This window comes from Mesorhizobium sp. M0761, assembly GCF_040320205.1.
Classification (GTDB): domain Bacteria; phylum Pseudomonadota; class Alphaproteobacteria; order Rhizobiales; family Rhizobiaceae; genus Mesorhizobium.
The window spans coordinates 13561-26107 of record NZ_JAMYPF010000007.1 but is presented as its reverse complement, the minus strand read 5'-3'; the positions used below and the strand labels follow the sequence as shown (position 1 = coordinate 26107).

11 protein-coding genes are annotated in these 12547 nt (G+C 65.0%); 10 read left to right on the top strand and 1 reads right to left on the bottom strand.

Annotated elements, in window-relative coordinates; translation table 11 throughout:
* The first annotated feature begins 1 nt into the window (after position 1).
* Positions 2 to 772, top strand: a complete 771-nt coding sequence (locus NKI32_RS13630; protein ID WP_353002826.1) for an exodeoxyribonuclease III — start codon at positions 2 to 4, stop codon at positions 770 to 772.
* A gap of 124 nt (positions 773 to 896) precedes the next feature.
* Here NKI32_RS13630 and NKI32_RS13625 read toward each other — a convergent pair whose 3' ends face one another.
* Positions 897 to 986, bottom strand: a complete 90-nt coding sequence (locus tag NKI32_RS13625) for a putative RiPP precursor (protein WP_353002825.1) — start codon at positions 984 to 986, stop codon at positions 897 to 899.
* Positions 987 to 1199: 213 nt separating this feature from the next.
* Between NKI32_RS13625 and NKI32_RS13620 the strand changes: the two genes are divergently transcribed.
* The 9 genes from NKI32_RS13620 to NKI32_RS13580 all read left to right on the top strand — a co-directional run bounded on the left by NKI32_RS13620 (position 1200) and on the right by NKI32_RS13580 (position 12540).
* Positions 1200 to 2777: a WD40 repeat domain-containing protein gene (locus tag NKI32_RS13620; protein ID WP_353002824.1), complete on the top strand. Its 1578-nt coding sequence runs from the start codon at positions 1200 to 1202 to the stop codon at positions 2775 to 2777.
* A gap of 80 nt (positions 2778 to 2857) precedes the next feature.
* A complete protein-coding gene (locus tag NKI32_RS13615; RefSeq protein ID WP_155929541.1) occupies positions 2858 to 4240 on the top strand; it encodes an SEL1-like repeat protein in 1383 nt (460 codons plus the stop codon).
* 232 nt (positions 4241 to 4472) lie between these two features.
* On the top strand, positions 4473 to 6476 hold the full coding sequence (locus NKI32_RS13610; protein WP_353002823.1) for an amidase: 2004 nt from the start codon (positions 4473 to 4475) through the stop codon (positions 6474 to 6476).
* A gap of 80 nt (positions 6477 to 6556) precedes the next feature.
* Positions 6557 to 7093, top strand: a complete 537-nt coding sequence (locus NKI32_RS13605) for an isochorismatase family protein (RefSeq protein WP_353002822.1) — start codon at positions 6557 to 6559, stop codon at positions 7091 to 7093.
* Between the two features lie 31 nt (positions 7094 to 7124).
* Positions 7125 to 7589, top strand: a complete 465-nt coding sequence (locus NKI32_RS13600) for a GFA family protein (protein ID WP_023834497.1) — start codon at positions 7125 to 7127, stop codon at positions 7587 to 7589.
* A 268-nt stretch (positions 7590 to 7857) separates the two neighbouring features.
* Complete coding sequence (locus NKI32_RS13595) at positions 7858 to 8871, top strand: LacI family DNA-binding transcriptional regulator (protein ID WP_023743918.1); 1014 nt, start codon at positions 7858 to 7860, stop codon at positions 8869 to 8871.
* Positions 8868 to 10385 carry a sugar ABC transporter ATP-binding protein gene (locus tag NKI32_RS13590; RefSeq protein ID WP_023671399.1) on the top strand — a complete coding sequence of 506 codons (1518 nt, stop codon included), beginning with the start codon at positions 8868 to 8870 and terminating at the stop codon, positions 10383 to 10385. Before NKI32_RS13595 ends, NKI32_RS13590 begins: the two co-directional genes overlap by 4 nt.
* Positions 10385 to 11437, top strand: coding sequence for an ABC transporter permease (locus tag NKI32_RS13585; protein ID WP_352911340.1), 1053 nt, complete (start codon positions 10385 to 10387; stop codon positions 11435 to 11437). The genes NKI32_RS13590 and NKI32_RS13585 overlap by 1 nt, the downstream gene beginning before the upstream one ends.
* Positions 11438 to 11556: 119 nt before the next feature.
* Positions 11557 to 12540, top strand: a complete 984-nt coding sequence (locus tag NKI32_RS13580) for a substrate-binding domain-containing protein (RefSeq protein ID WP_023689831.1) — start codon at positions 11557 to 11559, stop codon at positions 12538 to 12540.
* The last annotated feature ends 7 nt before the right edge of the window (positions 12541 to 12547 follow it).

Sequence of the window (12547 nt, the reverse complement as noted above, 5' to 3'; positions counted from 1 at the left end):
AATGAAAATCGCCACCTTCAATATCAACAACGTCAACAGCCGGCTGCAAAACCTGCTGGCATGGCTGGCGGCAGCCAAGCCAGATGTCGTCTGCCTGCAGGAGCTGAAGGCGCGCGACACGCAGTTTCCGCGCACGGCGCTGGCCGACGCCGGCTATGGCGCGGTGTGGAAGGGCGAACCGACCTGGAACGGCGTCGCCATACTGGCGCGAGGATCCGAGCCGGTGCTGACCCGTGACGTCCTGCCCGGCGATACCGCCGACAAGCAGAGCCGCTACATCGAGGCGGCGGTGTCGGGCATCGTCATCGCCTGTGTCTACGCGCCCAACGGCAACCCGCAGCCGGGGCCGAAATTCCAGTACAAGCTGGCCTGGCATGAAAGGCTGGAGGCGCATGCCGCAGAACTGTTCGACACCGGCCTGCCGGTGGCGCTGGTCGGCGACTACAACATCGTGCCCGAGCCGCGCGACATCTACGCCACCCGCTCCTATGACGACAACGCGCTGGTACAGCCGGAAAGCCGGGCGTCGTTCCAGCGTCTGCTCGAGCAGGGCTGGACCGATGCGCTGCGCAAGAAGCATCCGAAGGAAACGCTCTACACATTCTGGGATTATCGCCGCAACCGCTGGCCGCGCGATGCCGGCTTGAGGCTCGACCACATTCTGTTGTCAAAGAAGCTCGCCCGCAAGCTGGCCGCTGCCGGCATCGACCGCGACGTGCGCGGCGAGGATGGCGCCAGCGATCATGCGCCAGTGTGGGTGGAGATCAGGTGAGGTCATCACGCAACAATGCTGCGGAAGCCTGCACCGCCGCAGCATTTGACTATGTCCCATGTCCACCGGTCGACGAACATCATCCGCAAATGATGTTGAACGACATGGTCGTGGAGCGCCGAGATCAGCCCGGTATGGGAGTCGACGGGCCAGCCACGATGGACTTCAGGTTGCCCTTCTTGACCAAGGTGGGCCGCTCATAAATCTTCTTCACGATCGCTCTCCACTATATCCCCCGCCGTGATAGTGACACATCGCGGCTCTCAGTCAATGTTGCATTGTGGACAGCCGGGGATATGCTCGGACAACGCCTGAACATCTGCTCGTAGACACGACGTTTCTGCGGGTTGATCAGCAGCGATCGTGAAGGGGCGGTGCTTTGCGATCCGCTAATGGCGCTGCTAGTCTCCCCTGGGCGGAGGGCGTGATGAACACTGACAGGCTATTTGGGCTGCTTTTGCTGGCGATCGGCGTGGTCTGCTTCGCCGTGCAGCTGCTGGAGCAGGGCGATGCGGGCATTGCTGCCTCCTTTGCCTCCGTGCGCCTGGTTGCCTTGTTCGTGGCGGGCGCGGTCTGCGTGATCGGCGCGCTGCTGTTCTTTGCCGGCCTGTTGCCGCGCGGCCCGAACCCCTTGTCTGGAGCCCCTTTGTTCGGTCGTGCGGCCGAGGTGCAAAATCCCGGCAGACCGCGGCTGCGGCAAGCCTTCCTGGTCCTGCCGGCCCTTGTCGTGCTGGCGTTGCTGGCCGACCGGTTCGGCCCATGGCGCGCAACCGGCCCGGGCGGCGAGATATCCGCCCCGAAACCCCCGGCCGAACCCGAGAGCCTCGAGCCGAAGGATATTGCCAGCGCGCCACCGGCGCCGCCGGCCGCGCCGACACCGCCAGTGCAAGCAGCACCGCCGCCGGAGCAGGCGCTCCAACCATCTGGGCCTCCGGCTCAATCGCCTGCGCCACAGCCGCCGGAAGTCGCCCTTGCTCCAGAACCCCCGCCACCGGAAGTTGCTCCACCACCGGCGCCGGCGACGCCGCCGCAGGCAGCGCTTCCTGCGCCACCGCAAACCGTCGCGCCCTTGCCGCCGCCTCCGCCGGCGCTGCCGACCGAGCCCGACGGCCACCGCGACGCCGTCGTCTGGCTCGCCGTCTCGGCCGATGGCCGCGACATCATGAGCGCCAGCACCGACCATATGATCAAGCTCTGGGACGTCGCCGGCAAGCGGCTGATCCGCAACCTTGGTGAACACAAGGACATGGCGCGCACGGCGCTGTTCATGCCCGACGGCGCCACCGCGCTGACCGCCGGCGACGATGGCGAGATCGTGCTGCGAAAGCTTGCCGACGGCGCGGTGCTGCATGTCTTCTCGTCGGGCGCGAATGGCGGCGTGCGCAAGCTGGCGATCAGCCCGGACGGCAAGCGCGCCGTCAGTGGCCACGACACCGGCAACGTCATCGTCTGGGATCTCGTCAACAAATCGGTGCTGCATGTGATGACCGGACATGACTGGCCGATCAGCACGGTCGCAATCTCGCCCGACGGCACGCGCGCGCTCAGCGGCTCCATCGACGGCACGCTGAAATTCTGGGACGTCGAAAGCGGCAAGCAATTGCGAAGCTGGCACGGCCACGAGCAGGGCACTTACGGCGCTGTCTTCACCGCCGACGGCCATCATGTCGTCACCGGCAGCGGCGACTACACGATCAAGCTCTGGGACCTCGACACGTTTAGGGAATTGCGCCGCTTCGAGGGTCACGAAGGCACCGTCTATACGCTGGCGCTGTCGGCCGACGGCAAGCGCTTGGCCTCCGGCTCGCTCGACGGCACGGCGCGGCTGTGGGATGTCGGCACCGGCGGCCAGACCGCCATGTTCGACAGCCGCACCGGCCCGATCTACGCCGTTGCCTTCGCCACCGACGGCACGCTGCTCACCGGCGGCGACGATCGCACCATCAGGGATTGGCCGGCGGCTGGCGGCGATGGCGAAATCCTGTTCGCCGGCGCACCGCAGTAGCGACATCAAATGCTTTGGATATTCCAGAACAGCCTGGCTTGCGCTATGGATTACTGGTGGCTGCAAATGGATTGGGGACGGTGAGCAACAACGACTGGGCGCCCAAAGTGGATACACCTGTCTACAGCCCGCCCAAGTCGCGTCGCCGAGGGGTCCTTACCGTCGTTCTGGTGTTGCTGGCGGCTTATGTGCTGCTCGGTCCTGGCCGAAATTATTATGTGCAGTGGTCGGCCATTAAGAAGATTCAAGCGGCTGTCCTGGCAAAGGATTATCGCGAGCAATTCCATCAGATCTCCGTGCTGGCCGACCTGGGAAATGCTGACGCACAGTACAATCTGGGATTAATGTACTGGCGTGGCCAGGGTATTGCCCAAAATGACAGGCAGGCGACCTACTGGTGGGGCAAAGCAGCCGAGCAAGGAAATGCAGATGCGGCATCCTTGCTCGCCCAGGCCTATTCCCATGGCCGAGGTGTCGAAAGAAACGACCAGCTGGCGTTAAAATTTGCCACACAGTCGGCCGACAAGGGCAACGCGAATGGTTACTATGCCATCGGCACCCTGTACGCGCAGGGCCAAGGTGTTCCGCAAAGCTATGAGCAAGCTCTCTCCTGGTGGCGCAAGGCAGCCGATGGCGGCAGTACCGAAGCTGCCTACTGCATCGGTCGATCCTATTATCTCGGTGAAGGCGTCGAGAAGGACGATCAGCTCGCCGTGACGTGGGTGCGAAAGGCGGTCGACAAGGGTGAGCCGAATGCCCAGTCTCTGTTGGGCACGCTGTATTCGCTTGGCCACGGCGTCGGTCAGGATGACCGCCTGGCCTTCGAATGGTGGATGAAGGCCGCGGTCGCCGGTGTGCCGGAAGCGCAATACTCATTAGCAAATGCGTATGAATTGGGAAAAGGCATCGGCAAGGACGACGCCCAGTCGTTCGCCTGGTTGGTCAAGGCGGCGGAACAGGACAATGTCCGGGCGCAGTCTGCGCTGGCCTATGCCTATGCTACGGGCAAGGGCACTGCCAAAAGTGATGCCGAAGCATCGTCCTGGTGGCTGAAGGCGGCGAGCCAGGGAGACGCTTATGCGCAGGCGAACCTCGGCCTTGCATATTGGACGGGCGTCGGACTGACCCAGAGCGACGCTGATGCCGTTTCGTGGTGGCTCAAGGCCGCAAAGCAGGGGGACGTTTCGTCTGAACTGTACCTGGCTGTTGCCTATGCCCGCGGCAGAGGGATAGCCAAGGATGACAAATCCGCCGAATTCTGGTTGCTGGAGGCAGCCAAGGTGGGAAATGTCGAAGCAGAACTCAACCTTGGCAAGCTTTATTACACCGGCATCGACGGCAAGCCGAACTATCCGGAAGCTGCCAAGTGGTTTTCCACATCGGCAAGCCACGGAAACGCCGAGGCCAGGATCTTCCTCGAAATGATGAAGGAAAAAGGCCGGTTCGACAGCAAGACGCTGTGAGCTGAGGTCAGGCAACTCCGCTGAAATCGCCGAGATCGTGTCATATAACGGACATGCAGCAGCGGACACCAAAACTGTCTTTCATCAGTCAATTTCGGAGGCCACTTATGCCTGCCGGCCATCTCCCCACTTGGGGGAGACCAGCAGCGTCGCCGTCACGCCTTCCGTTTGAGGCGTGACACTCGCATCGCACGATGCGAAGACTCGTTTGCCGCTGCATCTCGAGAATCCCATGCCCCTCCACATCGTCGAAGCCTCGATCGCCGACCTGCGCCGGGCGCTGGAGGCCGGCACCGTCACCAGCGTCGAGCTGGTCGGTGCGTATCTCAGGCGCATCGCGCATTACGACCGCCATGGCATCGCGCTCAATGCCGTGCCGGTGCTTAACCCGGCAATGTTCGAGGAGGCGGCGGCCTCCGACCTGCGCCGCCGCAAAGGCGCTTCCCTCGGGCCGCTCGACGGCATCCCCTACACCGCCAAGGACAGCTATAAGGTCAAGGGCCTGACGGTGGCCGCCGGCTCGCCCGCCTTCGAGCATCTCGTCGCCAATGAGGACGCTTTCACCATTGCCAGGCTGAGGGCCGGTGGTGCTGTGCTGATCGGGCTGACCAACATGCCGCCAATGGCGAATGGCGGCATGCAGCGAGGCGTCCATGGCCGCGCCGAGAGCCCCTACAATGCGGACTATCTGACCGCCGCCTTCGCTTCCGGCTCGTCCAACGGTTCCGGCACCGCGACCGCTGCGAGCTTTGCCGCTTTCGGGCTGGGCGAGGAGACATGGTCTTCCGGCCGCGCGCCGGCGTCCAACAATGCACTTGTCGCCTACACGCCGTCGCGCGGCGTCATTTCGGTCAGGGGCAACTGGCCGCTGGTGCCGACCATGGATGTGGTGGTGCCGCACACGCGCGGCATTGCCGACATGCTGGAGCTGCTCGACGTGATCGTCGCCGACGATACCGAGACGCGCGGCGATTTCTGGCGCGCGCAGCCCTGGGTGTCGATCGCGAAAAGCGCTGATCTCAGGCCGCCAAGCTACACTACACTCGCCTTGGAGGGCTCGTTGAAAGGCAAACGCCTCGGCGTGCCGAAAATGTATATCGGCCGCGACGGCGGCGTGCTCAAACCCATCGAGACCCGCGCCTCGGTGCTCGACCTCTGGCGGCAGGCAGCGCGTGACTTGGAAAAGCTCGGCGCGGAGGTGGTCGAGGTCGATTTCCCCGTCGTCTCGAACTATGAGCGCGACCGTCCGGGCACAAAAACCATGGTCGAACGCGGGCTGGTGCCGGAAGCATTCGCCGAGCGCGAAATCTGGGATCTCTGCATCTGGGGCTGGGACGATTTCCTGCGCGCCAATGCCGACCCGGCCATCCCCGACCTGGCCACGGTCGACGGGCCAAAAATCTTCCCGCGGCCGCCGGGCGCGCTGCCGGACCGCTATGGCGACGACGGTTTCGATCTGGCCGACTACGTCACGAGCGCCAAGCAGGGCGTGATGCCATTGCTGGATATCCCAACGCTGGCGGAAGGTCTGAAGGGATTGGAGGCGACGCGGCGCATCGACTTCGAGGACTGGCTGGACGAGCACAGGCTCGACGCCGTCGTGCTGCCGGCGGTCGCCGATGTCGGCCCGGCCGATGCCGACGTCAACGAGACCTCTGCAGCAATCGCCTGGCGCAACGGCACCTGGGTCGCCAACGGCAATCTGGTCTGGCGTCATCTAGGCATCCCGACCGTCACCGTGCCGATGGGAACGATGGCCGATATCGGCATGCCGGTCGGGCTGACCTTTGCGGGCAAGGCCTATGATGATGCGGAGTTGCTGCGGCTCGCCGGCGATTACGAGCGCGCCACCCAACGCCGCACGGCCCCGCCGCGCACGCCGGAATTGCCGGGCGATGTGTTTGCGCAACATGGTGGATCGAAGTCCAGCGATGCGCCGCCGCCGGCACTCAGGCTTGTTGCGGAGACGATGGGGCGAGGAGACCAGGCCGAGATCGCCGTGACGGTTGAACTCGATGCGGAGACCGCTGATCTCAAGGTTCACGTCAATGGCGAAGCCGTTGTCATGGAGCGAAGCGGCACAAGCTTTCACGGTCTCATCCTGGTGCCGGCCGGCGAGCATGAAAGAATGCACAGTGTGTGGCGAGGCGCTTACGGCTCGATCGTTACGGCCGTCATGCGGCTGGAGGATGGACGCACGGCTGGTGCTTACGTGGTCGCGGGTGGATTCGGGTGAGGGTACAGGTAATCTCCCCAAGGGGGAGATCAGCAGCTTCGCCGTCTTGACCCTCCCATCGCCCGCGTTATCTTCGCGCCATGCCAAACCTCGCTCCCCTCATCGTCATCGATCTCCAGACCAACATGTTCGACGGGCGCGTCGAGCCGCCGATCCATGATGCGCCGGGTATCGCCGAGCGTACCCGCTCGCTGATCGACTGGGCGCGGCGCGAGGGGCGCCGGATAGCGTTCGTGCGGCATGATGGGCCGGCCGGCGATCCGCTGGCGCCGGGCGAGCCGGGTTGGCCGGTATGGCCGGAACTCGGCCAGGCCAAGGACGAGCCGACATTCTCCAAGACCGTCCGCAACGCCTTCTCGAATGCCGAGCTTGGCGCCTGGGTGGCCGGGCAGGGGGCCGGCGAAGTCGTGCTTGCCGGAGCGCAAACCGATTTCTGCATCGCCGGCACCGTTGAGGGCGCCCTGGCCGAAGGCCTCGCCGTCACTGTCGTGTCCGATGCGCATTCGACGCTGGACACTGAAGGCGAGACCGCGACCGAGATCATCGCCCGGTACAATGCGGACTTCACCGATGCCGGCGTCACGCTGGTGACGACGAAGGCGCTGACCGGCGACTGAAGCACCGCGCTTCGAAGAGTGGGAGACTGCCGTGCCAACCCTGAAATTGCCGGCCGAAGGCGGATGCCGCTGCGGACGTGTGCGGCTAAAGATTTCCGCAAAACCGCTTTTGACCATGGCTTGCCATTGCATCGGCTGCCAGCGCATGTCGGCCAGCGCCTATTCACTGAGCGCCGCCATTCCCTCGGACGGCTTCGAAATCATGCAAGGCGAGCCGGTGATCGGCGGGCTGCACGGCGCCTCGCGTCATTACTTCTGCCCTTATTGCATGAGCTGGATGTTCACGCGCCCCGAAGGGCTCGACTGGTTCGTCAATCTGCGCCCCACCATGCTTGACGAGCCCGGCTGGTTCACGCCGTTCATCGAGACATGGACCAGCGAGAAACTGCCCTGGGCGACGACGCCGGCGGTGCATAGTTACGAGGCGCTGCCGGCCTTCGAGGCGTATGAGGGGCTGGTGGCCGAGTTTGCTGAAACTGCGAATCTCCCCCCTTGAGGGGGAGATGGCCAGCAGGCCAGAGGGGGTCGGTGCGACTGGGCTCGACGTCCTTGCTGCAGATGGAAGGTTGGCGCCTCACGCGCGGCGACCCCCTCTGTCGCCTTCGGCGACATCCTCCCCCTCGAGGGGGGGAGATAAGCCCCGCTAAAAATTTGCATCGAATCGATTGCGCAAACGTTTCGATCGCCCTAAGCTCCCTTAAAATCCGCCATCAGAGCGGACGGGAAACGCAAAAGGGAGGAGCGCTTGCAGGCGCTGATATGTCTTGCCGACAATGGCTGAAGTGGCGCGGCGCGCCGGCGTGTCGGTGTCGACCGTCTCGCATGTCGTCAACAACACGCGCTTCGTTTCGCTGGAAAAGGCGAGGCTGATCAACGACGCCATTGCCGCCATGGGCTACCAGCCCAACGAGCTGGCGCGCTCGCTGAAGGCCTCAACCACCAACAGCGTCGGCCTGGCGATCTCGGCGATCTCCAACCCTTATTTCACCGACATCATCTGCGCGGTCGAGGCCGAATGCGCACGGCTCGGGCTGATGGTCTTCCTGTCGGATACCCAGGAGGATCCCGACCGCGAACTGCAGGTGGTGCGCGCTTTCCATCAGCGCCGCGTCGACGGCGTCATCCTGGCCCCGTCGGGCTCGCCGCAGCGCGCCATCGATTACCTCGCCGACAAGAAGATGCCATGCGTTCTGATCGACCGTTTCGCCGACGAGCGCTTCGACCAGATCGGCGTCGAGAACGAAACGTCGATGCGCGCGCTGATCGACCATGTCGCCTCCTTCGGCCACAAGCGCATCGGCTATATCGCCGGACAGCCGGGCCTGACGACGACGCGCGAGCGCATCGAGGCGTTCCAGGCTTCGCTCGCCGCCAATGGACTTGAAAGCGTGCCGCACTATCTCTCGGCCGAGAATGTCGACACGGCGGCGGCGACCGCATCCACCCACGCCATCCTGTCGCTGCCGTCGCCACCAACCGCATTGGTCACCGGCAACAACATGACGACGATCGGAGCCGTCCGCGCCATCCGCGAAAAAGGCCTCACCATTCCGGGCGATCTGTCGCTGGCCGGCTTCGACGATTTCGAATGGGCCGATTGTTTCGAACCGCGCCTGACGCTGGTCGCGCAGCCCTGCACCGAGATAGGCAGGCAGGCCGCGGCCCTGCTCAGCGCCCGCATCGCGGCGACCGGTTCCGCGCCGCGTTCGGTGCGGCTGCAGGCGACGCTGCGGGCGCGCGCCTCCTGCGGGAGGCCGACCCACACGAGGCTAACATGACCGCGCCGCTGCTGGTGATGACCGGCGCCGTCAAACGCTTCGGCGGCGTGCAGGCGCTGCGCGGTGTCGACTTCGACCTCAAGGCGGGCGAGATCCACGCGCTGCTCGGCGAGAACGGCGCCGGCAAGTCGACGCTGATGAACCTGTTGTCGGGCGTCTACACGCCGGACGAAGGCACGATCGAGATCGACGGCAAACCCGTGCGTTTCAACAACCCGCGTGAGGCGCAAGCGGCCGGCATCGCCACCATCTTCCAGGAGCTCGACCTGGTGCCGTCGCTCGATGTCGCCGCCAATCTGTTCCTCGGCCGCGAACTGATGCGTCCGGGCGGCTTCCTCGACGTGCCGGCAATGCGCCGCGAGGCCAAGAAGCGGCTGGAAGCCATCGAGATCGCCATCGATCCGGCCGCCATGGTGGCGGATCTGTCGATCGGCCAGCGCCAGGTGGTGGCGATCGTCAAGGCGCTGTCTTACGCCTCCCGCGTGCTGATCATGGACGAGCCGACGGCCGCACTCACCGTCGGCGAAGTCGAGCGGCTGTTCGATATCATGCGCAAGCTCGCCGCCACCGGCGTCGGCATCGTCTACATCTCGCACCGGCTGGAGGAAGTGCCCGGCATTGCCGACCGGGTGACGGTAATGCGCGACGGCCGTGTCGCCGGCATCACCGAGCCGCACGCGCCGCAGGCCGAGCTGGTCAGGCTGCTGGTCGGACGTCCGCTGGACGAACTCTATCCGCAACGCGCCAAGGCCGCGGGCAAGCCGCTGCTCAGCCTGAGGAACGCCAGCTTCAAGCTCGCCCGCGACAGCGCCGGCTGGCAGGCGCCGCAAGGCGTTTCGCTCGATGTCCATGAAGGCGAGATCGTCGGTCTTGCCGGCATCATGGGGGCAGGGCGCACCGAGCTGCTGTCCGCCCTCTACGGCACCGGCCTGTCCGGCCGCTGGGAGGGCGAGGTCGCCATATCGGGCAAGCCGGTGAAACTGGATTCGATCAGTGCTGCCCGCCACGCCGGCATCGCATTCGTCACCGACGACCGCCGGGGCTCGGGCCTGATGCTGCGCATGGCGGTCGGCCTCAACCTGGTGATGTCGGTCATATCCCGAATCTCGCCGAACTGGCTGGTCTCGCCGCGCCGCCAGGCCGAGGCGGTGAAGGAATCCTTCGGTCAGTTCGATATCCGGCCGAAGAACCCCGATATCGCCGTCGGCGCGCTGTCTGGCGGCAACCAGCAGAAGGTGGTGCTGGCCAAGGAGATCCTCGGCAATCCGCGCCTGTTGCTGCTCGACGAGCCGACACGCGGCGTCGATGTCGGCGCCAAGGGCGAGATCTACCAGCGGCTCAGGGCACTCGCGGCGCAAGGGCTGGGCATTCTGGTGGCGTCCAGCGAGATGCCGGAGCTGATCGGTCTGTGCGACCGCATCGTGGTGCTGCGCCAGGGGCGCAATGTGGCGGAATTTTTGGGCGGCGTCGACGAGCACACGGTGCTGGCCGCGGCTAACGGCAGGGAGGCCTGATGTCTCAGGACAACAATCCAGTGGCAGCAAGCCCAGTCACAGCAGCAGCGCAAAAGCATCGCGATCCGCTGGCGCTCATCGTGCGCTTCCAGAGCCTGATCGGCCTGGTGCTGGTGGCGATCGGCGGCATCATCTTCTCGCCGCGCCGCCACGGCGAGATCCTGTTCCTCAACCCCGACAACATCGCCAACATCGTGCGCGCGGTGTCGGAGACCGGCATCATCGCCATCGGCATGACCTTCGTCATCATCACCGCCGGCATCGACCTGTCGGTCGGCGCAGTGCTTGGCCTGTCCAGCGTCGTCACCGCCTCTATGATGATCTCCGGCGGCTTCGGCCTGATCCCCACCATCCTCGCCGTGCTCGCTTTGGGCATCGTCTTCGGCGCCATCCAGGGCACCATCTCGACGCGCTTCCGGCTGGAGCCGTTCATCGTCACGCTGGCTGGCCTGCAGGCCGCGCGCGGCCTGGCGCTGGTCGTCTCCGGCAACCAGTACATCAACATTTCCTATGGCGAAGGGCCAGGCCTGGCGCCGCCGGTGTTCGCCGTGCTGGGCGAGCGGCTGTTCAACAACACCGTGCCGGTGGCGACGCTGGTCTTCGTCGTCTTTGCCGCGATCGCCACCATCGTCCTCAACACCACGCGCTTTGGCCGCTATGTCTTTGCCGTCGGCGGCAATGAGCGCGCCGCGCGCATATCCGGCGTGCCGGTGTCGATGGTGAAGATCTCGGTCTACGCCATCACCGGCTTTGCCGCCGCCCTTGCCGGCATCGTCCATGCCGGCCAGTTCAATTTCGGCAGCGCCAATGACGGCATGGGCTATGAGCTGACGGCCATCGCCGCCGTGGTCATCGGCGGCACCAGCCTGTTTGGCGGCGCCGGCTCCATGGTCGGCACCGTCGCCGGAACCATCATGCTGGGCGCGCTAGCCAACATCCTGCAGCTCAACAATATCACGCCCGCCATGCAGCTGCTCGCGACCGCCGCGATCATCGTCCTGGCGGCAGTGCTTCAATCCCTCGTTCGCCGCCGCGAGGGGTTGGGTCGTTAGTGCATGTCGCGCAAAAGGTTTTGCGATGACGACATGCACAAACAAACAAGGAGGAGACGGCAACACGTGAACGTCAAACCAAGGTCTGGCCCCCGGCCGGACGAGGAGGAGAGTGAGTTATGAAAACGACACTAAGAGGATCGACCCTCAAGGCCGTGCTGCTGGCAGGCGCCGGCCTGTGCATTGCAGGCTCCGCTTACGCCGCCGAGCCGCTGGTGAAAGCCTGCGCCAAGGACGGCCAGTTCGTCATCGGCTTTTCGCAGGCCAACAATGCCGAGCCCTACCGCCAGCACGTCAATGACGAGCTGGAGGCGGCGGCCAAGGAAGTGCCTGGCTTCACGCTGCAGATCGCCGACGGCGCCGGCAACGTCAACACGCAGACCTCGCAGGTCGACAATTTCATCACCCAGAAGGTCGATATCCTTTTGATCTCGCCCTTCGAGGCCGCACCGCTGACGCCGGCGGTGAAGCGCGCCATGGATGCCGGCATCCCGGTCATCGAGCTTGACCGCAAGACGGTCGGCGACCCGGGCAAGGACTACACCGCCTTCATCGGCGGCGACAATTTCAAGATCGCCGAGGAAGCCGGAAAGTACACCGCCAAGACCCTGCTGCCCGATGGCGGCGAGGCGGCCGTGCTGCAAGGCCTGCCGAGCTCGACGCCGGCGGTGGAGCGCCTCAACGGCTTCAAGGAAGGCGTGAAAGGCAACCCGAAGGTCCAGATCGTCGCCGAGCAGGCCGCCGACTGGGTGCCGGACAAGGCGCAGGTCGCCTTCGCCGCCATGCTGCAGGCACACCCCGACATCAAGGTGCTCTACGCCTCCAACGACATGATGGCCGCCGGCGCGCTGCTCGCCGCCAAGGGAGCGGGCAAGGACGTCAAGATCATCGGCACCGACGGCCTGCCAGGCCCGGCCGGCGGCATCGAAGCGGTGGCCAAGGGCGACTGGGTCGCAACCTTCACCTACCCGACGGGCGCCAAGGAAGCGATCGAGATGTCGAAAAAGATCCTGCTCGATTGCGCCACCGAGGTGGACAAGACGGTGACGGTGGAGACCACCGCGATCACGGCCGAGAATGCCAAGCAGCTGATGGGGAAGTGAGGGGGCG